Source organism: Pseudogemmobacter blasticus, assembly GCF_003071405.1.
Taxonomy (GTDB): domain Bacteria; phylum Pseudomonadota; class Alphaproteobacteria; order Rhodobacterales; family Rhodobacteraceae; genus Pseudogemmobacter; species Pseudogemmobacter blasticus.
In genome coordinates, this window is record NZ_CP020470.1 from 3,173,173 (window position 1) to 3,195,813 (window position 22,641).

At 66.8% G+C, this 22,641-nt stretch carries 24 protein-coding genes and 2 tRNA genes; 10 read left to right on the top strand and 16 right to left on the bottom strand.

The window, feature by feature from the left end; genetic code table 11:
- Positions 1-5: 5 nt before the first annotated feature.
- Positions 6-1,295, bottom strand: a complete 1,290-nt coding sequence (locus B6K69_RS15485; RefSeq protein ID WP_108644435.1) for an O-acetylhomoserine aminocarboxypropyltransferase/cysteine synthase family protein — start codon at positions 1,293-1,295, stop codon at positions 6-8.
- A 75-nt stretch (positions 1,296-1,370) separates the two neighbouring features.
- A complete protein-coding gene (locus B6K69_RS15490; protein ID WP_108644436.1) occupies positions 1,371-1,823 on the bottom strand; it encodes an Lrp/AsnC family transcriptional regulator in 453 nt (150 codons plus the stop codon).
- 73 nt (positions 1,824-1,896) lie between these two features.
- Here B6K69_RS15490 and B6K69_RS15495 point away from each other — a divergent pair, with 73 nt between their 5' ends.
- Entirely contained in the window at positions 1,897-2,496 is a 600-nt protein-coding gene (locus B6K69_RS15495; protein ID WP_108644437.1) for a LysE family translocator, read from the top strand.
- Positions 2,497-2,505: 9 nt separating this feature from the next.
- Here B6K69_RS15495 and B6K69_RS15500 read toward each other — a convergent pair whose 3' ends face one another.
- From B6K69_RS15500 to B6K69_RS18260, 3 genes are all read right to left on the bottom strand, one after another.
- Positions 2,506-3,489 carry a hypothetical protein gene (locus B6K69_RS15500; RefSeq protein WP_108644438.1) on the bottom strand — a complete coding sequence of 328 codons (984 nt, stop codon included), beginning with the start codon at positions 3,487-3,489 and terminating at the stop codon, positions 2,506-2,508.
- A gap of 25 nt (positions 3,490-3,514) precedes the next feature.
- Positions 3,515-4,303, bottom strand: coding sequence for an arginine deiminase family protein (locus tag B6K69_RS15505; protein WP_108644439.1), 789 nt, complete (start codon positions 4,301-4,303; stop codon positions 3,515-3,517).
- Positions 4,304-4,444: 141 nt separating this feature from the next.
- Positions 4,445-4,528: transfer RNA gene (locus B6K69_RS18260), tRNA-Tyr, on the bottom strand.
- Positions 4,529-4,663: 135 nt separating this feature from the next.
- Between B6K69_RS18260 and rlmB the strand changes: the two genes are divergently transcribed.
- Positions 4,664-5,440 carry a 23S rRNA (guanosine(2251)-2'-O)-methyltransferase RlmB gene (gene rlmB, locus B6K69_RS15510; RefSeq protein ID WP_107674477.1) on the top strand — a complete coding sequence of 259 codons (777 nt, stop codon included), beginning with the start codon at positions 4,664-4,666 and terminating at the stop codon, positions 5,438-5,440.
- 170 nt (positions 5,441-5,610) lie between these two features.
- Positions 5,611-6,030, top strand: a complete 420-nt coding sequence (locus B6K69_RS15515) for a CoA-binding protein (RefSeq protein ID WP_108644440.1) — start codon at positions 5,611-5,613, stop codon at positions 6,028-6,030.
- A gap of 9 nt (positions 6,031-6,039) precedes the next feature.
- Here B6K69_RS15515 and B6K69_RS15520 read toward each other — a convergent pair whose 3' ends face one another.
- The 3 genes from B6K69_RS15520 to hisA all read right to left on the bottom strand — a co-directional run bounded on the left by B6K69_RS15520 (position 6,040) and on the right by hisA (position 8,007).
- Entirely contained in the window at positions 6,040-6,369 is a 330-nt protein-coding gene (locus tag B6K69_RS15520) for a phosphoribosyl-ATP diphosphatase (RefSeq protein ID WP_108644441.1), read from the bottom strand.
- A complete protein-coding gene (gene hisF / locus B6K69_RS15525; protein WP_108644442.1) occupies positions 6,366-7,127 on the bottom strand; it encodes an imidazole glycerol phosphate synthase subunit HisF in 762 nt (253 codons plus the stop codon). Before hisF ends, B6K69_RS15520 begins: the two co-directional genes overlap by 4 nt.
- Before the next feature lie 160 nt (positions 7,128-7,287).
- Positions 7,288-8,007 carry a 1-(5-phosphoribosyl)-5-[(5-phosphoribosylamino)methylideneamino]imidazole-4-carboxamide isomerase gene (gene hisA / locus B6K69_RS15530; protein ID WP_108644443.1) on the bottom strand — a complete coding sequence of 240 codons (720 nt, stop codon included), beginning with the start codon at positions 8,005-8,007 and terminating at the stop codon, positions 7,288-7,290.
- Positions 8,008-8,151: 144 nt separating this feature from the next.
- On the opposite strand from hisA, the gene B6K69_RS15535 reads away from it, so the two are divergent.
- The 4 genes from B6K69_RS15535 (at position 8,152) to B6K69_RS15550 (ending at position 10,137) form a co-directional block, all read left to right on the top strand.
- Positions 8,152-8,541 carry a DUF2147 domain-containing protein gene (locus B6K69_RS15535; protein ID WP_108644444.1) on the top strand — a complete coding sequence of 130 codons (390 nt, stop codon included), beginning with the start codon at positions 8,152-8,154 and terminating at the stop codon, positions 8,539-8,541.
- Between the two features lie 67 nt (positions 8,542-8,608).
- Positions 8,609-9,472: a DMT family transporter gene (locus B6K69_RS15540; RefSeq protein ID WP_206340523.1), complete on the top strand. Its 864-nt coding sequence runs from the start codon at positions 8,609-8,611 to the stop codon at positions 9,470-9,472.
- Positions 9,469-9,696: an Ada metal-binding domain-containing protein gene (locus B6K69_RS15545; protein ID WP_108644446.1), complete on the top strand. Its 228-nt coding sequence runs from the start codon at positions 9,469-9,471 to the stop codon at positions 9,694-9,696. Before B6K69_RS15540 ends, B6K69_RS15545 begins: the two co-directional genes overlap by 4 nt.
- Positions 9,697-9,729: 33 nt before the next feature.
- Complete coding sequence (locus B6K69_RS15550; protein WP_108644447.1) at positions 9,730-10,137, top strand: VOC family protein; 408 nt, start codon at positions 9,730-9,732, stop codon at positions 10,135-10,137.
- Positions 10,138-10,144: 7 nt separating this feature from the next.
- On the opposite strand, the gene hisH is transcribed toward B6K69_RS15550, so the two are convergent.
- The 3 genes from hisH to B6K69_RS15565 form a co-directional block, all read right to left on the bottom strand.
- The gene (gene hisH / locus B6K69_RS15555) at positions 10,145-10,786 is read right to left on the bottom strand and encodes an imidazole glycerol phosphate synthase subunit HisH (protein ID WP_108644448.1); all 642 of its coding nucleotides are present in this window, start codon (positions 10,784-10,786) and stop codon (positions 10,145-10,147) included.
- Positions 10,783-11,370 (bottom strand): imidazoleglycerol-phosphate dehydratase HisB, encoded by a 588-nt coding sequence (gene hisB, locus B6K69_RS15560; protein ID WP_108644449.1) that lies wholly within the window; start codon positions 11,368-11,370, stop codon positions 10,783-10,785. Before hisB ends, hisH begins: the two co-directional genes overlap by 4 nt.
- Before the next feature lie 117 nt (positions 11,371-11,487).
- A tRNA-Gly gene (locus B6K69_RS15565) sits at positions 11,488-11,562 on the bottom strand.
- A gap of 164 nt (positions 11,563-11,726) precedes the next feature.
- Here B6K69_RS15565 and B6K69_RS15570 point away from each other — a divergent pair.
- Complete coding sequence (locus B6K69_RS15570) at positions 11,727-12,248, top strand: PhnA domain-containing protein (RefSeq protein WP_108644967.1); 522 nt, start codon at positions 11,727-11,729, stop codon at positions 12,246-12,248.
- A gap of 91 nt (positions 12,249-12,339) precedes the next feature.
- Here B6K69_RS15570 and B6K69_RS15575 read toward each other — a convergent pair whose 3' ends face one another.
- Together B6K69_RS15575 and B6K69_RS15580 are read right to left on the bottom strand one after the other, a co-directional pair.
- Positions 12,340-15,780, bottom strand: coding sequence for a pyruvate carboxylase (locus B6K69_RS15575; protein WP_108644968.1), 3,441 nt, complete (start codon positions 15,778-15,780; stop codon positions 12,340-12,342).
- A gap of 150 nt (positions 15,781-15,930) precedes the next feature.
- The gene (locus B6K69_RS15580) at positions 15,931-16,467 is read right to left on the bottom strand and encodes a hypothetical protein (protein ID WP_108644450.1); all 537 of its coding nucleotides are present in this window, start codon (positions 16,465-16,467) and stop codon (positions 15,931-15,933) included.
- A 156-nt stretch (positions 16,468-16,623) separates the two neighbouring features.
- Between B6K69_RS15580 and B6K69_RS15585 the strand changes: the two genes are divergently transcribed.
- Positions 16,624-19,158 carry an ATP-dependent helicase gene (locus tag B6K69_RS15585; protein ID WP_108644451.1) on the top strand — a complete coding sequence of 845 codons (2,535 nt, stop codon included), beginning with the start codon at positions 16,624-16,626 and terminating at the stop codon, positions 19,156-19,158.
- Positions 19,159-19,214: 56 nt separating this feature from the next.
- On the opposite strand, the gene B6K69_RS15590 is transcribed toward B6K69_RS15585, so the two are convergent.
- Together B6K69_RS15590 and B6K69_RS15595 are read right to left on the bottom strand one after the other, a co-directional pair.
- Complete coding sequence (locus tag B6K69_RS15590) at positions 19,215-20,369, bottom strand: benzoate/H(+) symporter BenE family transporter (protein ID WP_108644452.1); 1,155 nt, start codon at positions 20,367-20,369, stop codon at positions 19,215-19,217.
- 472 nt (positions 20,370-20,841) lie between these two features.
- Positions 20,842-21,045, bottom strand: a complete 204-nt coding sequence (locus B6K69_RS15595; RefSeq protein WP_328588511.1) for a DUF1127 domain-containing protein — start codon at positions 21,043-21,045, stop codon at positions 20,842-20,844.
- 261 nt (positions 21,046-21,306) lie between these two features.
- On the opposite strand from B6K69_RS15595, the gene B6K69_RS15600 reads away from it, so the two are divergent.
- Positions 21,307-22,380: an Mrp/NBP35 family ATP-binding protein gene (locus tag B6K69_RS15600; RefSeq protein ID WP_107674505.1), complete on the top strand. Its 1,074-nt coding sequence runs from the start codon at positions 21,307-21,309 to the stop codon at positions 22,378-22,380.
- An 18-nt stretch (positions 22,381-22,398) separates the two neighbouring features.
- Here the strand turns inward: B6K69_RS15600 and B6K69_RS15605 are convergent, their stop codons facing one another.
- Positions 22,399-22,635, bottom strand: coding sequence for a putative antibiotic biosynthesis monooxygenase (locus B6K69_RS15605; RefSeq protein WP_107674492.1), 237 nt, complete (start codon positions 22,633-22,635; stop codon positions 22,399-22,401).
- Between the last annotated feature and the right edge of the window lie 6 nt (positions 22,636-22,641).

The window sequence follows — 22,641 nt, forward strand, 5'->3', positions numbered from 1 at the left end:
GCGGTTTACGCGGTGGCCTTGGCCATCGCCTGATCCAGATCGGCGATGATGTCGGCCACATCCTCGATCCCGATGGACAGGCGCACCACATTGGGCGGCGCCCCCGCCGCGACCTGCTGTTCCGGCGACAACTGCCGGTGTGTGGTCGAGGCCGAGTGGATGATCAGGCTGCGCGTATCGCCAAGGTTGGCGACATGGCTGAACAGCTTCACATTGTCGATCAGCTTGACGCAGGCGTCATAGCCGCCCTTCAGCGCGAAGGTGAACAGCGCACCGGCGCCCTTGGGCAGCAGCGCCTCGGCCCGGCTGTGCCAGGGCGAGGATTTCAGCCCGGCATAGGTAACAGCCTCGACCCGCGGGTCTTGCTCCAGCCATTCGGCAACGATCTGGGCGTTCTTGACGTGCCGTTCCATCCGCAGGCCCAGCGTCTCGATCCCCATCAGCGTGTAATGCGCGCCTTGCGGGTTCATCGTCATGCCCAGGTCGCGCAAGCCGATGGCGATGGAGTGGAACGTATAGGCCATGCTGCCCAGCGTCGGGTGGAACACAAGCCCGTGGTAAGCGGGTTCGGGTTGCGACAGCGACGGGAACTTGTCGGACGCCGACCAGTTGAACTTGCCCGAATCCACCACGATGCCGCCCGTGACGGTGCCGTTGCCGGTCAGGTATTTGGTGGCCGAATGGACAACCAGCGTCGCGCCCATTTCAATGGGGCGGGCCAGCCACGGGGTCGCGGTGGTGTTGTCCACGATCAGCGGAATCCCCTTCAGATCGGCAATCCGCGCCAGCGCCGGAATGTCGCTGATGTAACCGCCGGGGTTGGCGATGGTCTCGCAGAACAGCGCGCGGGTGTTGTCGTCAATCGCCGCCTCGACCGCCTTCAGATCGTCGGTGTCCACGAACTTGGCCGACCAGCCAAAGCGTTTGATGGTCTGGGAAAACTGGGTGATCGTGCCGCCGTACAGCCGCGACGAGGCAACGATGTTCTTGCCCGGCCCCATCAGCGGGAACAGCGCCATGATCTGCGCGGCATGGCCCGACGAACAGGCGATGGCGCCCGCGCCGCCTTCCAGTGCCGCCACCCGGTTGGCCAGCGCGGCCACGGTCGGGTTTGTCAGGCGCGAATAGATGTAGCCTACCTCCTCCAGGTTGAAGAGCCGCGCCGCATGGTCGGCGTCTTTGAAGACATAGGCGGTGGTCTGGTAGATCGGCACCTGCCGCGCCCCGGTGGCGGGGTCCGGCGCCGTGCCGGCGTGAATGGCAAGCGTGTCAAAGCCCTGCGGCCTGTCGGTCATGGTGTCCTCCGGGTGTGATGTGTCGGGCGCAGGCTAGGCGAGGGGCGTGGATTGGGCAATGGCCGGCCTTCGCGGTCAGGCGCGGTCATCCTTGGGGCTGCCCATGACGACGAAGGTGGTAATCGCGCGCACCTGCGGCAGAACCCCCAGAATCTCGGTATGCCAATGCTTGTAGGCGGCCAGGTCGGCGGCTTCCACCCGCAGCAGATATTCCACCGTGCCGGTGATATTGTGACATTCCCGAACCTCGGGCGCGCGGGACACGGCGCGTTCAAACGCCTCTTGCGCGGCCTTGGTGTGCGCGCTCAGCCCCACGGTCACATAGGCAACGAAGCCCCGGCCGGTCTTTTCCGGGTCCAGCACCGCGCGATAGCCCTTGATGACCCCCGTCCGCTCCAGCTCCTGCACGCGGCGCAGGCAGGCACTGGGCGACAGGCCAACCCGGTCGGCCAGTTGCAGGTTGCTCAGCCTGCCATCGCGCGCCAGCTCGTGCAATATGCTTTCGTTTATGGCGTCTATCTTCGTCATATCTTGTGCAGAATGTCAAAACCCGCATCATATTGCAATCTCATGTCGCCTGTTGCGCCGCAGGATTGCGCCCATGACATATGACCTGTTCCTTGCCCTGCTGGGCTTTGCCTTCGTCACCTCGGTCACGCCGGGGCCAAACAACATGATGCTGCTGGCCAGCGGGGTGAACTTCGGCTTTCGCCGGACGGTCCCGCATATGCTGGGCATTTCGGCCGGCCATGCGCTGATGGTGTTCCTGGTGGGCATGGGGCTGGCCGGGCTGTTCAAGGCCTGGCCGCCGGCGCTGACCGGGCTGAAACTGGCCTCGGTCGCCTATATGCTGTGGCTGGCGTGGAAGATCGCCCATGCCGCCGCGCCGGGCGAAGGGCGGGCACGGCCGCAACCGATGACATTCCTTCAGGCGGCGGCCTTCCAATGGGTCAACCCCAAGGCCTGGGCCATGGCGCTGGGGGCGGTGGCGGCCTATGTCACCATGCCGTCGACGGCGGCCTATCTGGCGGTGGCGGGCACCTTCTGCCTGGTCAACCTGCCCTCGGTATCGCTCTGGGCGGTGGCGGGGCAGGGGCTGCGGCGCTGGCTGGATGATCCGCGCCGGCTGCGGCTGTTCAACTGGACCATGGCGGTCCTGCTGGTCGCCTCGCTTTACCCGGTGGTGATGATGCGGCTGTGACCGGGCGCGTCAGCGCAGCCACAGCCCCGCCCGTTTCAGCGCGTTGCGGATCATCTGTTCGCGCGGCGGCAGGTCGTTCTGGTCAAACAGCGCGCGGGCCCGGCGGCCGCCGTTCTGGTAAACCAGTTGTTTGACCTGTGGCCAGTCGCGCAACAGGCGGCGGTTTTCCTTCACCAGCGCCACCTCTTCCAGCACCTGCACCGCCAGATCGGATTCCTTGGCGTAAAGCAGGGGAATCGTGCGGTAATGGCAGGTCACATCGCCATCCAGCCCGTCCAGTTCCGGCCCGGGCCGGCCACCGCCAAAGGAATGAACCGCCAGCGGCAGGGCAATCTGGTCCAGCCAGGGGAAGATTTCCTGGCAGACCAGCTCTTCGGGCCGATCATCGCGGATCTGGCGCGCATAGTCCAGGAATCGGCTGCCAAAGGTGGGGGCGCTGGCATGGAAGAACCAGCCGGCGTTGAAATACAGATACCGCTGCCAGAATTCGTCGGGCTGGCTCAGGTCCAGACTGCTCTCGAACTCCAGCCCGAACTTGTCATACAGCGATTTCCAGGTGGCGGCATAGCCCGGCCCGTACAGCTCGATCGTGGGCCAGGTGCCTTCGCGGCGCATCGACGCCGAGGGGCGGTTGAAATCGAACCTGACCGTGTCGAACGACCCGGTGATCAGCGTGTCGGTATCCAGAAACAGGAAGGGCGCGTCGGGGGCGGCCTTCACGGCCTCGATCTTGTTGCCATAGGGATAGCCGTTGCCGAAGACGCGGCTTTCGAATGGCAGGAATTCGGCGCCCAGTTCAGCCAGACGGTCGCGCAGCGGCCCGTCGGGCAGGCGCGGGTCTTGCGGCCAATGCGGGCCGGGCTGCGGTTCCGCCAGGATCAGCCGGCCGGCAAAGCCCGGGTTGGTGGCGCGCAACGACGCGGCCAGCAGCAGCGCCTCATAGGCCAGGCGACCGCCCTGAACGACGGCGATGATATTGAAGGGCGAGGTCATTGGCACACGTCTCGCGGGTTACGGGTCAGGACGGAGTGAAACGCAGCGACAGGCAGGACATGCCGCCGTCAATCTTGGCACATTCGGAATTGCCGATTTCATGGACAGTGTAACCGGCATCCGCCAGCCGGTCACGGGTGCGCGGGAAACCGGCTGGGAACAGCACGATCCCGTTGAAGCGGATCGCATTGGCCGCGGCCTCCTCCCCTGCGGCGACCGGAATCACCCTGTAGCCGGCAAAACAGCCCGAAGCAGCCAGCCGGTCGGTGGCCAGCACGGTTTCGGCATCCATCAGCGAACAGTCGGTCTTGAAATGCAGCACGCCGGGGGGCGTATGCACCTCGCGCACCACATGGCCCCAGTCGGCCACCAGACGCGCCAGTTCCGCGATGCCGGCCGCATTGGTGCGGGCGCTGCGGCCGACAAGGATTTCCGTCTCGGTCGTCAGGATGTCGCCACCTTCGATGAAGCTGTCCTCGCCCGAAATGCGGCGCATCCGGCTGTAAAGCCCGGCAAGATGCGGCTCCATCTCGGCGGCCTCGCCCAGACGGGACGGCGCGCCGGGGCGCATGAGGATGGCGCCTTCGGGCAGGCAAAGCGCGGTATCTTCCACGAACACGCTGTCGGGATAGGCCTCCAGCGCGTCCAGCACCGTCACCTCTGCGCCGGTGCCGCGCAGCGCGGCAACATAGCTGTCATGGTGGGCCTGCATCAGCGCCAGATCGGGGGTGCCGGTATCTACCGCACGCAGACCCCGGATGATCGAGGCGGCCGGACGGCGGGCAATGGCATGGGTGAAGCTGTAGGAGCGCATGGGCAGTGTCCGATCTGCTGTCCGGGCCGGAATGGCGCAGGTGCAGCAAAAAGGAAAGCCAAATCCGTTGTCCAGAGTCGTGAATGAAGACGGCCGGCCCCGAAGGACCGGCCGGATCTTGCTCTTCCCTTGCAGGAAGAATGGTGGGCGACCCTGGAATCGAACCAGGCGTGGGTCGCCCCGGCGGAGTTACAGTCCGCTGCCGCACCTTGCAGCTCGTCGCCCACTGGGGGCGGGATGTAGCCAAGGGGGAACGGGGCGTCAAGGGCGTTTCAGGGGGGATCGCGGCGCTTTCCACCCTTGCACGCCGCGCGGTTTTCACGCCTTGATCGGCGAAGAAAATTCAAAGGCGGACACGGGATGAAGAAACCCAGTTGGGTGGTCGACAAGGAACGCCAGCGGCGTGTCGAGGCAAAGGAAACGATCTGGCTGTTCGGTCTGCACGCGGTGCGTGACGCGCTGGTGAACCCGCGGCGCGAAAAGCTGCGGCTGATCGTGACGAAGAACGCCCATGACAAGCTGGAAGAGGCCATCGCCGAAGCCGGCATCGTGCCCGAAGTGGTGGACCCGCGCCGCTTCGACGCGCCGCTTGATCCCGGCTCGGTGCATCAGGGTGCCGCACTTGAGGCGCGGCCGCTGGACTGGGGCAAGCTGATCGACGTGGCCATCTCGGGCGAAGGCGCGCCGCTGGTCGTGCTGCTGGACCGCGTGACCGACCCGCACAACGCCGGCGCCGTGCTGCGGTCGGCCGAGGTGTTCGGTGCCCGCGCCGTGATCGCGCCGCGCCACCATTCCGCCCCGGAAACCGGCGCGCTGGCCAAGACCGCCAGCGGCGCGCTGGAACGCCAGCCCTATCTGCGCGTCACCAATCTGGCCGAGGCGATGGAAGAGCTGAAGGCCGCCGGCTATGTGATGATCGGGCTGGACGGCGCCGCCGAACTGCCGCTGGCCGAGGCGATTGCCGGGGCAAAGGGCCGCCCGGTGGGGCTGGTGCTGGGGGCCGAAGGGCCCGGCCTGCGCGAACGCACCCGCACCACCTGCGACGCGCTGGCCCGCATCCCCGCAGCGGGGCGGTTCGGCAGCCTGAACGTGTCGAACGCGGCGGCGGTGGCCCTGTACGCGGCCACCCACGGCTGATCACGATAGCGCGACACCGCCTTTAACGCGACGGCAATTCCCTTACCTTATTGGGGGAAGGCACGGGACCGGAACCCCCGTCCTTGACTTCACTGTCCCTCGTTCCGCACCTTTCGCGCCTGTGTCCTCCGGCACAGGCGCTTTTTTATGCAGCAGATGCGAAGGATGCCATGGACGACGATGCCCTGATCCGCGAAATCCTGACCTCGGTGAAAACCATCGCCGTGGTCGGCTGGTCGCCCAAGCCTGACCGGGCCAGCCATGGCGTTGCCGCCTTTCTGGCGCGGCAGGGTTATCGGGTGATTCCGGTGAACCCCGGCCAGGCGGGGCAGGCGGCGCTGGGAACCACCGTCCGCGCCTCGCTGGCCGAGGCGGCCGAAAAGGACGGCCCCATCGACATGGTCGACATCTTCCGCCGCAGCGAAGAGGCCGGCGCCGTGGCGGATGAGGCAATCGCCATCGGGGCCGGAACGGTGTGGATGCAGCTTGGCGTCATCGACGAAGCCGCCGCCGCACGGGCCCGGGCGGCCGGGCTGCGCGTGGTGATGAACCGCTGCCCGGCGATCGAGATTCCGCGGCTGGGTCTGTAACCCGCCGCGTTACTTCTTCCGCGCGGCCTTTTCTGCCAGCCCCGAGGTGCCTTCGCGCCGGGCCAGTTCCGCCTCGACATCGGCCAGCGTCACATCGCGCGCGGCCAGCATGACCAGCAGGTGAAACAGCGCATCGGCCGCTTCCGAGACCAGTGCTGCGCGGTCGCCCCGCACCGCCTCGACAATCGCCTCGACGGCCTCTTCCCCGAATTTCTGGGCGCATTTCTCGGGGCCCTTGGCCAGAAGCTTCGCGGTCCAGCTTGTTTCGGGATCGGCCCCCTTGCGGGCGGCGATGGTGGCGGCCAGACGGTCAAGCGCGCCTGCGACTGTGGGGGTCATGTCAGCCTCACGGGAATACCGGCCGCCGCCATATGGGCCTTGGCCTGCCCGATGGTGAAGGTGCCGAAATGGAAGATCGAGGCCGCCAGCACGGCGCTGGCATGGCCTTCGGTGATACCCTCGACCAGATGGTCCAGCGTGCCGACACCGCCCGAGGCGATCACCGGGATCGAGACCGCTTCCGCGATGGCGCGGGTCAGCGGCAGGTTGAAGCCCGCCTTGGTGCCGTCGCGGTCCATGCTGGTCAGCAGGATTTCCCCCGCGCCCTTGGCCGCCACCGTGCGGGCGAAATGCACCGCGTCAATGCCGGTCGGCTTGCGCCCGCCGTGGGTGAAGATCTCCCACCGGCCGGGTTCAACCGTCTTGGCGTCAATGGCGACAACGATGCACTGGCTGCCGAAACGGTCTGCGGCTTCGGCCACCACATCGGGGTTGGCCACGGCGGCCGAGTTGAACGAAACCTTGTCGGCCCCGGCCAGCAGCAGCGCCCGCACGTCATGGTGGCTGCGCACGCCCCCGCCCACGGTCAGCGGCACATAGATCTGTTCCGCCGCGCGGGTGACCAGATCAAACATGGTGCCGCGGTTTTCATGGGTGGCGTGGATGTCAAGAAAACAGATCTCGTCCGCCCCCGCCCTGTCATAGGCGCGGGCCACTTCCACCGGGTCGCCGGCGTCGATCAGGTTGACGAAGTTCACGCCCTTGACCACGCGGCCATCGGCAACGTCCAGACAGGGGATGAGGCGGGTTTTCAGCATGTCCGAGGTCTAGCCGCTTGCGGCGGCGGGGGAAAGGGGGCGCTGCCCCCGTCGCCGCCTGCGCGGCGACTCCCCCGGGGTATTTCCGGCCAAGAGGAAGCGGCAGGGTCTTCCTCTTGGCCCAAATACCCCCGCCGGAGGCAGGTCAGGCCGTGCGGCGTCAGGCCTTGAGCGCGCCGAGGGCCGTGGCAAGGTCGATGGCCCCGTCATACAGCGCGCGTCCCGAGATGGCGCCGGCGATGACGCTGGTGTCGCGCAGCGCGATCAGGTCGGCCATCCGGCTGACACCACCACTGGCGATGACCGGAATGGCAACGGCGCGGGCCAGCGCCTCGGTCGCCTCGATGTTCGGGCCCTGCATCGCGCCGTCGCGGTCGATGTCGGTGTAGATGATCGCGGCAACGCCAGCATCTTCGAAGCTGCGGGCCAGGTCGGTGGCCATGACATTGGTCTCGGTCGCCCAGCCCTTGGTCGCGACGCGGCCCTTGCGGGCGTCGATCCCGACGGCAACCTTGCCCGGAAAGGCGCGGGCAGCCTCGCGCACCAGGGCGGGGTTTTCCACCGCCACGGTGCCCAGAATGACCCGGGCCAGACCCCTGGTCAGCCACATCTCGATGGTGGCCATGTCGCGGATGCCGCCGCCCAACTGGCAGGGCACGGCGACGCGGGCCAGAATCGCTTCGACCGCGGCGGCGTTCACCGGCTGGCCGGCGAAGGCGCCGTTCAGATCGACCAGATGCAGCCATTCGCAGCCGGCGTCCACGAAGCGGGCGGCCTGCGCGGCCGGATCGTCGCCGAAAACGGTGGCCGCGGCCATTTCGCCACGCAGCAGGCGCACGCATTGGCCGTCTTTCAGGTCGATGGCGGGATAAAGGATCATCGCTTGGGCTCCGTCTGCGGCACGGGCGTCCTTTGGCACGGGGCGGCGGCGATGGGAAGGGGCGGTCGCGACCCCACGTCATGCTTGATCGAAGGCGGGTGTGGCCGCAAGGATTTGCCCATGGTTCAGGGAGGAGGAACCCCTATGAAAAAGTGGATGCTTGCGGCTGCTCTGGCAGTTCTGGGCACGGCGGCTGCGGCCGATCCGGTGGAAGGCACCTGGAAGACCAAGGTCGATGACAACGGCAACTATGGTCATGTGAAGATCGTGCCCTGCGGCCAGGCCTTCTGTGGCACGCTGGTCAAGGCGTTTGACGGCACGGGCAAGCAGATCGACAGCCCGAACGTCGGCCGCAAGATCGTCTGGGACATGGTGCCCTATGGCGACGGCCGCTATGACGACGGCAAGATCTATTCCCCCGACCGCGACAAGACCTACAACTCCGAGATGGAACTCTCGGGCAACAGCCTGAAGGTCTATGGCTGCGTGCTGGGCATCTGCCGCGATGGCGGCACCTGGCAGCGGGTGAAGTGACAAAGCGCAGCTTCCGGGTCGTCACCGGCCCGGAAGCCCGTTATCGGCACCGGCAGGGAGTATGCCGATGCCACGCAGCGATCTGATCCGCCTTTTCTGTCTGTCCCTTCTCTGGGGCGGATCGTTCATCCTTGTGGCGATTGCCCTGCAGGGCCTGCCGGCGCTGAGCGTGGTGATGGGCCGCGTCGGGCTGGCGGCCGTGATCCTGGCGCTGGCGCTTGCCCTGCGCGGGGTGCCGCTGCCGCCGCGTCAGGCCGTGCCGGCGCTGCTGGTCATGGGCCTTCTCAACAATGCGGTGCCCTTCACCCTGTTTGCGCTGGCGCAGGGCCAGATCGGCGGCGGGCTGGCCGCCATCGTGAACGCAACCACGCCGCTCTGGACCGTGATCGTTGCCCATCTGGCCACCACCGACGAACGGCTGACGCCCGCCCGGCTGGCCGGCGTGGCCACGGGATTTGCCGGTGTGGTGGTCATGGCCGGCCGCAGTTCCGGCGGCGAGGTCTGGGCCATCGTCGCCTGCCTGGGCGCGGCCTTGAGCTATGGGTGCGCCAGCGTCTGGGGGCGGCGGTTCCGGGCGATGGGGCTGTTGCCGGCGCAAACCGCGCTGGGGCAGTTGATCGCCTCCAGCCTGATGATCCTGCCGGTCTGGCTGCTGGTCGATCACCCCTGGGCGCTGCCCTTTCCGGGCTGGGGGCCGCTGGCGGCGGTCGGCGTGCTGGCGGCGGCCTCGACCGCCTTCGCCTATCTTCTGTTCTTCCGCATCCTGGCCGGGTCGGGGGCGGTGGCGATTTCGCTGGTCACCTTCCTGATCCCGGTCTCGGCCGTGGCCATGGGCGTGGCCTTCCTGGGCGAATCCCTGCTGCCGCGGCATCTGGCCGGCATGGCGCTGATCGCGGCGGGGCTGTGGTTCCTGCAACGGAGGCGGGCATGAAACTGCATCTGGCCGGGCGGAGCCCGACCGACGACGACTGGGCGTCCTTCATCGGCCGACAGCCCACCGGGCGGGTCTGGGCCGTCGCCACCACCGGCATCCATTGCCGCGACGGCTGCCCGGCGCGGCCCTGTCTGCGCCAGAACCTGCGGGTCTTCGACACCCGGGCCCTGGCCGAGGCGGCAGGCTTCCGCGCCTGCAAGCGTTGCGGCGGCGGTGCTTGACGGCGGGCGCCCGCCGGGGGCAGGCTTGGGCGCATGGCACCGCAGGCGATCCTTGAGACGGCAATCTACACCGACGATCTGGCGGCGGCCGAGGCCTTCTATGGCGGCCTTCTGGGCCTGCAGGTGGTGTTGCGCCAGCCGGGGCGGCATGTGTTCTTCCGCGTCGGCGCGGGCATCCTGCTGGTCTTTGATCCGGCCGCGACCAAACAGCCCGACCCGGCGGCCCGCTTCCCGGTGCCCACCCATGGCGCGCGCGGGCCGGGGCATCTGTGTTTCGCCGCCACCCGCGCCGAGATTGACCATTGGCGCGACCGATTCGCCGCCGCCGGCATCCCCGTCGAGGCCGAGTTCGACTGGCCGAACGGCGCGCGGTCGCTGTATGTGCGCGATCCCGCCGGCAATTCCGTGGAATTCGCCGAACCAGCGCTGTGGCAGGATTAGGCCGCCGTCAGGGCCGCCAGGTCAGGAAATTGGCAATGATCCGCAGCCCCGTGGCCGAGGATTTCTCGGGGTGGAACTGGGTGCCGAAGATGGTGTCGCGCCCGACGATGGCCGTCACTTCGCCCGCATAATCGACATGCGCCAGACGATGCGCCGGATCGGCGGCGCGGAAATGGTAGGAATGTACGAAATAGGCATGGTCGCCGGTGGCCACGCCCTCCAGCACCGGATGGCGGTGGTCGATCACCAGATCGTTCCACCCCATATGCGGCACCTTCAGCGCCGGGTCGGCGGGCGCGATGCGCACCACTTCGCCGCCGATCCAGTCAAACCCGGGGGTCGGTTCGTATTCCAGCCCGCGGCTGGCCAGCATCTGCATTCCGATGCAGATGCCGAAGAACGGCCGGGCGCGGCGGGTAACCGCCTCGTCAATCGCTTCGAACAGGCCGCCATAGGCGCCAAGGGCCCGGCGGCAGGCCGGGAAGGCGCCATCGCCCGGCAGGACAATCCGGTCGGCCCGCGCCACGTCTTCGGGGCGCGAGGTGACCAGAACCTCGCCCGCGCCGGTTTCCTGCGCCATGCGCTGAAACGCCTTTTCCGCAGAGTGAAGGTTGCCGGAATCGTAGTCGATCAGAACGGTCAGGCTCACAGCGCGCCCTTCGTGCTGGGCAGGCTGCCGGCCATGCGCGGATCGGGCTCCACCGCTTCGCGCAGGGCGCGCGCCACGGCCTTGAACGCGGCTTCGGCAATGTGGTGGCTGTTCAGCCCGTGAATCAGGTCCACATGCAGCGTGATGCCGCCATGCGTGCTGAGCGCCTGGAAGAATTCGCGCACCAGCTCGGTGTCGAAACTGCCGATCTTGGCCGTCGGGAAGGGCAGGTTGCACACCAGATAGGGCCGGGCCGACAGGTCCAGCGCGCAGGCGACCTGCGTGTCGTCCATCGCCAGCCGGAAATGGCCATAGCGGCGGATGCCGCGCTTGTCGCCCAGGGCGCGCGTCAGCGCCTGGCCAAGCGCAATGCCGGTGTCCTCGACCGTGTGGTGATCGTCGATATGGGTGTCGCCCTTGGCGCGGATGGTCAGGTCTATCAGGCTGTGGCGGGCCAACTGGTCCAGCATGTGGTCGAAGAAACCCACGCCGGTCTGGCAGTCATATTGCCCGGTTCCGTCAAGATTGACCGAAACCTCGATCGCCGTTTCCGCCGTTTTCCGGCTGATCTTCGCCTCGCGCATGGCATCCTCCGCCGCCTGACGCGGGCGTTATAGGCGCTGCGTTGCGGCGATCCAAGCGGAATGGCGGCGGCGAAATGCGAAAGGGCGCCCGAAGGCGCCCTTGTCAGCGATCCGATTTGGAGCGGGCGATGAGATTCGAACTCACGACCCTAACCTTGGCAAGGTTATGCTCTACCCCTGAGCTACGCCCGCCCGCTTCGGATGGCGGTGATCTATAAAAGCCTGCCGGGGGGTTCAAGGGGTAAAGTGCGGTCCGGGTGAAGTTTTTGTATCGGCGCCCCGAAAGGGGGCGGAACAGGCTGGCCATGCCCGGGCGGCTGGCTTAGGCCGGACGCCAGAAAATGCAGGAGGCCGGGATGGCAATGGCGGATCTGATGGCCCGGTCGGGCGGTGTGTGCGAATTCTGCGGCGCGGGCGAGGGGCTTCAGCCCGAGGATGTGCCGCCTGCGGGCGAAGTGCTGCTCTGCCCGCTGTGCCGGGGCGATGCACCGGCCCCGGCGGGCCACTGGCGGGCGCTGGAAGGCGCCGCCTGGAGCGAGGTGCCCGTGGTGCAACTGGCCGTCTGGCGCAAGCTGGCGGCGCTGGCCGAACCCTGGGCCACCGAGGCGCGCGAGGGCATGATCCTGTCACCCGAGGCGCAGGCCTGGGCCGATGCCCCGGCGGCGCTGGAACACCGTGATTCGAACGGCGCCTTGCTGGCGCAGGGCGATACGGTGGTTCTGATCAAGGATCTGCCGGTGAAGGGCGCCAATTTCACCGCCAAGCGCGGCACCGCGGTGCGGGGCATTTCGCTGGTTCCCGACAATGCCGCGCACATTGAAGGCCGGGTCGAAGGCCAGCGCATCGTGATCCTGACCGAGTTCGTCAAGAAACGCTGACGGGCCGGGCGGCGGAGTTTTCAAACCTCCGCCCCGAACCCCTTGAAGGGCGCGCCCCGATTCCTTGCAGGAAACCGGGGCTGTGCCGCTGTTACTCCAGCTCGATCAGCAGATCCTTGGCCTCGATCTGGGCACCGGGCTGCACATGAACCGCCTTGACCGTGGCGTCGCGGTCGGCGTGCAGGCCGGTTTCCATCTTCATGGCTTCGATCGTCAGCATCAGATCGCCCGCCCGCAGCTTCTGCCCCACCTTGACCGCGATGGCCGCCACAGCGCCCGGCATGGGCGCGCCGATGTGCAGCGGGTTGCCCTCCTGCGCCTTGGGGCGGGCGGCGGTCTTGGCCTTGACCGCACGGTTCGGCACCCGGATCACCCGCGGCTGACCGTTCAGTTCGAAAAAGACCTTGGCCTCGCCCTCTTCGGTGGTTTCGCCCACGGCCTGCAGGCGGATTTCCAGCGTCTTGCCCGGGTCGATCTCGACCGCGATCTCGTCGCCGGGCTGCATCCCGTAGAAGAAGGTCCGCGTCGGCAGGGTGCGGACCGGGCCATACTGGCGATGGCGGCCCATGTAATCGAGAAAGACCTTGGGATACATCAGATAGCCGTTCAGGTCTTCGTCATCGACGGTAAAGCCGTTCAGCTCGGTCGAAAGCCGGCTGCGCGTCGCTTCCAGATCGACAGGCGGCAGCGATTTGCCGGGCCGGTCGGTCAGCGGCGCTTCGCCCTTCAGCACCTTTTTCAGAATACCCTCGGGCCAGCCGCCATGGGGTTGGCCAAGATTGCCCTTCAGCATGTCGATGACCGAGTCGGGGAAGGCCACGTCAACCGCCGGGTCTTCGACCTGCGCCCGGGTCAGGCCCTGCGCCACCATCATCAGTGCCATGTCGCCCACCACCTTTGACGATGGCGTGACCTTCACGATGTCGCCGAACATCTGGTTGGCATCAGCATAGGCCTGCGCCACCTCATGCCAGCGGTCCTCCAGCCCCAGGCTGCGGGCCTGCGCCTTGAGGTTGGTGAACTGGCCGCCGGGCATCTCGTGCAGGTAAACCTCGGACGCGGGGGCCTGCAGGCCGGTTTCAAAGGCGGCGTATTGCTTGCGGACGCCCTCCCAGTAATCCGACAACTGCCGGATCGCCGCGATGTCCAGCCCGGTGTCGCGGTCGGTATGGCGCAGCGCCTCGACGATCGAACCAAGGCAGGGCTGCGAGGTGCCGCCCGAAAAGGCATCCATCGCCGCATCGACGGCATCGACACCCGCATCGCAGGCCGCCAGAACGGTGGCCGCCGCCGCGCCGCTGGTGTCATGGGTGTGGAAATGGATCGGCAGGCCGATTTCCTGCTTCAGCGCCTTGACCAGAATCCGCGCCGAAGCCGGCTTCAGCAGCCCCGCCATGTCCTTCAGCCCAAGGATATGCGCCCCGGCCGATTTCAACTCGCGCGCACGATCAAGGTAATACTTAAGGTCATACTTCGCGCGTACAGGATCCAGCATGTCACCTGTATAACAGATGGTCCCTTCGCATACCTTGTTCGCCTCGATCACGGCATCCATGGCAACGCGCATGTTCTCGACCCAGTTGAGCGAATCGAACACGCGGAACACATCGACGCCGGTCGCCGCGGCCTGCTTGACGAAAGCCCGCACCACATTGTCGGGATAGTTGGTATAGCCCACGCCATTGGACGCCCGCAGCAGCATTTGCGTCATCACATTGGGCATGGCCGCGCGCAGATCCCGCAGCCGCTGCCACGGACATTCCTGCAGGAAGCGATAGGCCACATCGAAGGTTGCCCCGCCCCAGCATTCGACGCTGAAAAGCTGCGGCAGGTTGGCCGCATAGGCGGGAGCGACCTTGATCATGTCGATCGACCGCATCCGCGTGGCCAGCAGCGACTGGTGGCCGTCGCGCATGGTGGTGTCGGTCAGCAACACCTTGGTCTGGGCCTTCATCCAGTCGGCCACGGCCTGCGGGCCCTTTTGTTCCAGCAGGTTGCGGGTTCCCATCGCGGGTTCGGCGCGGGGGGCGGGGGGCTTCGGCGCCTTGGCCTCGGCCGGGGGCTTGGGGCGCGAAACCGTCTCGGGGTGGCCGTTCACCGTGATGTCGGCGATGTAGGTCAGGATCTTGGTCGCCCGGTCGCGCCGCTTCTTGAAATGGAACAGGTCGGGCGTCGTGTCGATGAACTTGGTGGTATAGCTGTAGTCCAGAAAGGTGGGGTGTTTCAGCAGGTTGATGACGAATTCGATATTCGTCGCCACCCCCCGGATCCGGAATTCGCGCAGCGCCCGGTCCATGCGCGCGATGGCCTTTTCCGGTGTCTGGGCATGGGCCGTGACCTTGACCAGCAGCGAATCATAATACCGGGTGATGACCCCGCCGGCATAGGCGGTGCCGCCGTCCAGCCGGATGCCGTTGCCGGTGGCGCTGCGATAGGCGGTCAGGCGGCCATAGTCGGGAATGAAGTTGTTCAGCGGGTCTTCGGTGGTGACGCGGCATTGCAGCGCATGGCCGTTCAGCCGGATCTCGTCCTGGCTGGCGATGCCGGTCGCCTCGGTCAGCGTCTTGCCTTCGGCAATCAGGATCTGGGCCTGCACGATGTCGATCCCGGTCACCTCTTCGGTGACGGTGTGTTCGACCTGCACCCGGGGGTTCACCTCGATGAAGTAGAACTTTCCGCTGTCCATATCCATGAGGAATTCGACGGTGCCGGCACATTCATAGTTCACATGGGCGCAGATGCGGCGGCCCATCTCGCAGACCTCGTCACGCTGGGCCTGGGTCAGATAGGGGGCGGGGGCGCGTTCGACGACCTTCTGGTTGCGGCGCTGCACGGTGCAGTCGCGTTCACAGAGGTGGTAGATATGGCCCTGCTTGTCGCCCAGGATCTGCACCTCAACGTGGCGGGCGCGCTGGATCATCTTTTCCAGATAGCCTTCGCCATTGCCGAAGGCGGCCTCGGCCTCACGCCGGCCTTCCAGCACCTTCGCCTCAAGCTCGTCCTCCGACAGGATCGGGCGCATCCCGCGCCCGCCACCGCCCCAACTGGCCTTGAGCATCAGCGGATAGCCGACCGCGGCCGCCTGCCGCTTGATCAGGGCAATGTCGTCCCCCAGAACCTCGGTCGCGGGGATGACGGGGACGCCGGCCTCGATGGCCACGCGCCGCGCGCTGGCCTTGTCGCCAAGGGCGCGCATGGTTTCGGCGCGCGGGCCGATGAAGGTGATGCCGGCCTGATCGCAGGCTTCGACGAAATCGGGGTTTTCCGACAGCAGGCCATAGCCGGGATGGATGGCGTCAGCCCCGGCCATGCGGGCGACGCGGATGACCTCGGGAATGGATAGATAGGCGCCAACCGGCGACAGCCCCTGACCGATCTGATAGGCCTCGTCAGCCTTGAAACGGTGCAGCGAGAGCTTGTCTTCCTCGGCATAGACGGCGACCGTCTTCTTTCCCATTTCGTTGGCGGCCCGCATGACGCGGATCGCGATTTCGCCCCGGTTCGCAACGAGGATCTTCTTGAAGTCGGGCATCGGCATGGTCCCACGGATGGCAGTGCTGAGAGCGTCACTCTAGGAGTGCTGCGGTGCGGCGCAAGGGCCGAAGGTTGTGCGGCTGCAAAGTTTGCGAAATATGCAGGGGTGAATTTGCAGTTGCGAAGCGCGCGCCGTCATCGGGCAGGATCAGCCGGCGGTCACGTTCAGATCGGGGCGGAAGCTGAGCAAGAGCTGCAGAAAGATGCGCTTGCCGCCGTAGATGTTGTAAACGACGATCCGCCGCCCGCGCCGCCCGGTCAGCACATGGCTGCGCAGGCGGTCAACGTGGATCGAGGTGATCTCGTCCCAGGTCAGGAAGACGGGTCGCGCGCCAACCGGCAGCAGCCCATACCCCGAGGGGCCGATCACCCCGTCCTCATCCCATTCCAGATTGTAGGCCGGTGTCAGCGTCAGCAGCAAGGCCAGGCCGAACAGCCCCACGATGGCGGCCGCCGCCCGGGCCGGGGTGCCGCCGCCCTGCACCGCAAGGCTGCCCAGAACCGCGGCCAGCGCAAGGAACCCCAGCACGAAGAACAGCAACTGCCCGCGCGGCAACCGCATAAGTCCGCGCCCATCGGGCAGGATCACCGGCAGGGCGGTGCGGTGGCGCCAGCGGAACCACATGGTCAGCCCCGCCATGAGCGCAAGGACAAGCCCGAGACTGATCAGCGTGATGGGGTCCATTCTGGTCCGGTCGGGTGGCTTGGGTCTGAAGGGGCGGGGAGTCGGCCCTGTGTCGCGCCGTTCTTGCCGCCGACTTCGGCGGCATTGTGGCGATGTGATGGAACATTTGCCGAACAGTTCTTCCGCTTTGGACAGTCAGGCGCTAAAGTCGCGGTCATGACCCCGTGGGAAGACAATGAGGCCTTCGAGGCCGCCGCCGTGCCCCTGTCGCAGCGCGCCCTGGCGCAGCGGCCCGCCCCTTATCTGGATGATCTGAACCCCGCGCAGCGCGAGGCGGTCGAGGCGCTGGATGGGCCGGTCCTGATGCTGGCCGGCGCGGGAACCGGCAAGACCAAGGCGCTGACGGCGCGGATCGTGCACCTGCTGGCGCTGGGCAAGGCCCGGCCCCACGAGATTCTGGCAGTGACCTTCACCAACAAGGCCGCGCGCGAGATGAAGGACCGGGTGCTGCGGATGCTGGGTCCGGCGGGGGAGGGGATGCCCTGGATGGGCACCTTCCATTCGCTGTCGGTCAAGATCCTGCGCCGCCATGCCGAACTGGTGGGGCTGAAGCCCAGCTTCACCATCCTCGATACGGATGACCAGCTGCGTCTCATCAAACAAATTATGGAGCCGGAGAGGCTTGACATGAAGCGATGGCCACCACGGCTTGTCGCTGCAAAAATTGATCAGTGGAAGAACCAGGCGCGTCCTCCGCATCGAGTGCCCGACAGTGAAGATTTCGTGATTGATTTTGAGCGTCTTGTCGATGAATGGGACAAGAGTTTTTCGGCGCCTAAATTTAACAAGAGTGATCGTGGATCAGTGTCAGCCCAGTCTGACAAACCGGTTATTACAGCAAAGGAAATTTATAGACGTTATCAAGACCGGCTCCTAACCTTGAACGCCTGCGATTTCGGCGATCTGCTGCTGCATTGCGTGGAAATCTTCAAGACGCACCCGGATGTGCTGGCGCAGTACCAGCGCTGGTTCCGCTACATTCTGGTGGACGAGTATCAGGATACCAACGTCTGCCAATACCTGTGGCTGCGGTTGCTGGCGCAGGCGCATCGCAACATCTGCTGCGTGGGCGATGACGACCAGTCGATCTATGGCTGGCGCGGGGCCGAGGTGGGCAACATCCTGCGGTTCGAGAAGGACTTTCCCGGCGCCAAGGTGATCCGGCTTGAGCAGAACTATCGCTCGACACCGCATATCCTGGCCGCCGCATCGGGGGTGATTGCGGCCAACGCCAACCGTCTGGGCAAGACGCTGTGGACCGAGGCCGAAACAGGCGAGAAGGTCCGCCTGATCGGCCATTGGGACGGCGAGGAAGAGGCGCGCTGGATCGGGGAGGAGATCGAGGCGATCCAGCGTGGCACACGGGGCTGGGCGCCGGTCAGCCTGAACGGGCAGGCCATCCTTGTGCGGGCCAGCCACCAGATGCGGGCCTTCGAAGACCGTTTCCTGACGATCGGGCTGCCCTACCGGGTGATCGGAGGCCCGCGCTTCTATGAGCGGCAGGAAATCCGCGATGCCATGGCCTATTTCCGGCTGGCGGTGTCCCCCGATGACGACCTTGCCTTCGAGCGGGTGGTGAACGTGCCGAAGCGCGGCCTTGGCGACAAGGCGGTGCAGTCGATCCAGCGCGAGGCGCGGGCGGACGGGCTGACGCTGGTGGACGGCGCGCGGTCCCTGCTGGCGGCCGGCGGCATTGGCGGCAAGGGCGCGAACCAGTTGCGCGCCTTTTGCGACGGGATCGACCGCTGGCACGCAGCGATCCGCGATGCGCGGCCGGCGGTGGCCGATGCGGTGATCGAACCGCTGCTGCCCGACACGCCGCCGAACAGCGATCTGGGCCATGTGCGGCTGGCCGAGGTGATCCTTGAAGAGTCCGGCTATGTCTCGATGTGGCAGAACGACAAGACGCCCGAGGCCGAGGGGCGGCTGGAGAACCTGAAGGAACTGGTCAAGGCGCTGGAGCAGTTCGACAGTCTGCAGGGCTTTCTGGAACATGTCGCGCTGATCATGGACAATGACAGCGAGGATGCGACCGAGAAGGTCAGCATCATGACGCTGCACGCGGCCAAGGGGCTGGAGTTTCCGGTGGTCTTCCTGCCGGGCTGGGAGGACGGCCTGTTCCCCAGCCAGCGCAGCATGGACGAAAGCGGGCTGAAGGGAATCGAGGAGGAACGCCGGCTGGCCTATGTCGGCATCACCCGGGCCGAGGAGTTGTGCACGATTTCCTTCGCCTCGAACCGGCGGGTCTATGGGCAATGGCAAAGCCAGTTGCCCAGCCGGTTCATCGACGAGCTGCCGCAGGCGCATGTCGAGGTGCTGACACCGCCGGGCCTGATGGGCGGCGGCTATGGCGCGGCGGCGCCGGGGTTCGGGGGCGGGTTCGGGTCAACGATCGAGGAACGCGCGACGCGGTCCGATGTCTACAACAGCCCCGGCTGGCGGCGCTTGCAGGACCGGCAGGGGCAACGCCCTGTCAGCCAGCCGCGCGAGGCGCGGCATGTCACCATCGACCATCAGGCCGAGAGCGGCTACGAGCTGGGCGAGCGGGTGTTCCATGTGAAGTTCGGCTATGGCCGCGTGATCGGGATCGAGGGCGACAAGCTGGACATCCGCTTTGAAAAGGCGGGCGAGAAGAAGATCGTCGCGCGTTTCGTCATGCCGGCCGACATGGGCGACGAGGTGCCGTTCTGAACCGCGCCCCGGACCTCGTGAAAGGTCCGGTCAGATTCCCTTGAAGGACTTTGGTCTTAATTGCGCCGGCGGGCCCAGGCCTGTTCGGTGGCGTAAAGGCCAAGCCCTGCGACCAGCCCCCAGAACGCCGCGCCGATGCCAAGGAAGGGCACCCCGGCCGCCGTGACGGCCAGCGTCACCGTGGCGGCGAAGCGTTGTTCGGGCAGGGCGTACCCGGTGGTCAGCGCCCCGGTCAGCGCCCCCAGCAGCGCCAGCGCTACCAGCGCGAGCATGACCTGCGCGGGCAGCGCGCCCAGAAGCATCAGGATGGCCGGGCTGAACAGCCCCAGCAGCACCCAGGCCCCGGCATAGGCAAGCCCGACCTTCCAGCGCTGGTCCTTGTCGGGGTGCACATCGGGGCCCATGCAGATGGCGGCGGTGATCGCGGCCATGCTGGTGGTATGCGCACCGAACAGCGCCGACAGCGCCGACAGCCCGCCGGTGACAGTCAGGGCGGATTGCACCGGCGGCTCATATCCTGCGGCGCGCAGCGTGGCAAAGCCGGGCAGGTTCTGGCTGGCCATGGTGACAAGGTAGAGTGGCAGCGCCAGACCGATGATCGTGCCGGCATCGAAGGCGGGGGCAATGAACTCCAGCCGGGGCAGCGGCAGGGACAGGGCCGGCCAGACGGCGCCGCCGATGGTGAAGGACAGGGCCAGCCCGAGCGCGAGTGCCGAGAGCACCGCCAGGGCCGGATTGATCAGCCGCACCAGAACAAAGACCGCGACCATGGGCAGAACCAGCGCGGGCGATGCCTCGGCTGCGCCGGCGCCTTTCAGGCAGAACGGCAGCAGCACACCGGCCAGCATCCCGCCGGCGATGCCGTCGGGGATCAGCGCCACGGCCCGGCCCAGCGGGCGCAACGCGCCGGTCAGCGCGATCAGCAGCCCCGTCAGCACGAAGGCGCCCACGGCCTGCGCCATGCCGATTCCCTGCGTGGCCGCAACCAGGGCCGCGCCCGGCGTGGACCAGGCCAGCACGACCGGCACCCGGTGGCGGGCCGACAGGAAGGCCGATCCCGCCGCCTTGGCAAGGCTGATCGCCAGCACCCAGCTTGCGGTTTGCGAGGGCGATGCCCCCACGGCGGCCGCGGCCGACAGCACCAGCGCAATGGTCGAGCCATAGCCCACCAACGCGGCCACCACGGCCGCCGAGATCAGGGAAATCCGCATGTCACCCACCTTTTCGGGCGGCGACTATCTGCGGGCGGGCTTTGAAGGGCAAGGGGAGAGGAAAGATGCGGCGGTGCCGAGGGAGGAGGAGGAGGCACCGCCGCTGGTTCCGGGGCCCGAGGGAGGAGGAGAGGGCCGCCGAAGACTGTGGGCGCAAGGGCCCGGAAGGAAGGGGCGCGGCGGCATCCGAGGGAGGAGGAGAGGATGCCGCCGCTTGCTCCGGCGGTTCCCGAGGGAGGAGGAAGGGAACCGTCGAATCTGCTGGCCCGATGGGCCGAAAGGGGTGCGGCGACGCCAGGGAGGAGGAGAGGCGTCGCCGCTGGTTCCGGGGCCCGAGGGAGGAGGAGAGGGCCACCGAACTGTTTCGGGCCAGGTGGCCCGGAATAAAGTGCGGCGTCGTCAGGGAGGAGGAGAGACGACGCCGCGTTTGCCATGGACCCCGAGGGAGGAGGAGAGGGGTCCGAGCAAGAAATTATCTGCCGTAGGCGGCCTCACGGGCGACATCGGCAATGGAAAGGCGCGAGATGCCCAGATCGGCAAGTTCGCGGTCGGTCAGTTCGCGCAGTTCGGCCAGCGTGCGGGTATAGACACGACGGCGGGCCAGCGCGGCGCCCAGAACCGAGAACAGGCCACCGCCGCGCTGCGCCGGATGCGCGGCTGCCGATCGGGTTTGCATGACATAGGCCATAGGACTGCTTGCCTCTAGAAACGGGGGCACAACTTCTGTTGCGCTGTTGCCGTTAACATGGGCCGGTTTCTGCACCTGCACAATGGTTACGGTCTGCAATGCTGCCATGCGGCAACCGCATGGCTGATTGTTGCTAAATCGTTATTCTTTTCAGCGTGTTTGCTGAATTTATGGCCGATCTGTGAAAGCTTCTTGCCCTTTCCGGCGGGAATGAAGACTTTGCTGCGACAGATGGTATCGGAGGACGGCATGACGCTGACGCGCGACGGGGTGACCGGGGTTCTGGCAGGCATCGCTGTGCCGGGTGGGGGCACGCTGGTTTCGCGCGATCTGATTCGGGCGCTGACGGTCGACGGGGGCGTCGTGCGCTTCGTGATCGAGGCGGCCACGCCGGAGGATGCGCGCGCGCTGGCCCCGGTCGAGGCCGAGGCGGAGCGGGCGCTGAAGGCGCTGCCGGGGGTGACGTCGGTGCAGATCGTGATGACGGCGCATGGCCCGGCGGCCAAGGCGCCACCGCCCAGCCTGAAGATCGGCGGCCACCCGACGCCGCAGCAGGGCGGGCCGCAGAAGGTGGCCGGCGTGGCGCGCATCCTGGCCGTGGCCAGCGGCAAGGGCGGGGTTGGCAAATCCACGGTCTCGTCAAACCTTGCGGTGGCGCTGGCACGGGCAGGGCGCAAGGTTGGCCTTCTGGATGCCGATATTCTGGGGCCAAGCCAGGCCAAGATGATGGGCGTCAGCGCCCGGCCGCAAAGCCCCGATGGTCAGACCATCGAGCCGCCCACCGCACATGGCGTGAAGATGATGTCGCTGGGCCTGATGCTGAAAGAGGATGAGGCGGTGATCTGGCGCGGCCCCATGCTGATGGGCGCGTTGCAGCAGTTGATCGGTCAGGTGAACTGGGGAACGCTGGATGTGCTGATCGTCGATCTGCCGCCGGGCACAGGGGATGTGCAACTGACCCTGTGCCAGCGGGCGCAACTGACCGGGGCGCTGGTCGTCTCGACCCCGCAGGACGTGGCTCTGCTGGATGCGCGCAAGGCAATTGACATGTTCAGCAAGCTGAAAACCCCGGTGCTGGGGCTGATCGAGAACATGTCCACCTACATCTGTCCCAATTGCGGGCATGAGGCGCATATCTTCGGCCATGGCGGGGTGGCGGCCGAGGCGGCGCGGCTGGATCTGCCGTTCCTGGGGGAATTGCCGCTGTCGCTGGAGGTGCGCGAGGCCGGCGATGCGGGCCGGCCGATTGCGGCCGGCGAAGGCGCGAATGCCGAGGCCTATGCCCGGCTGGCGCATCGGCTGATTGCCGGGGGAATGGCCTGAGGGCGCGTTCCCCGGCGGTCAGAGATAGCGGTGCAGCCGCGTCTGGATGAAGGGGATGATCCCCCAGACCATGCAGACGACCATGATCGGCACGAAAACCGCCGTGCGCGCCGGCAGCGGCCAGCCCTGCGTGAGCGGCAGCAGGATCGCCTGCAGCGTGGTCACAAGCGGATAGACGAAAAGCATGATGAAGCCGGCGAACCGCACCCTTGACGGGAGGCGGCGGGTGGCGGCTTGCGCAGGGGCGGCGGGCATGGCAGA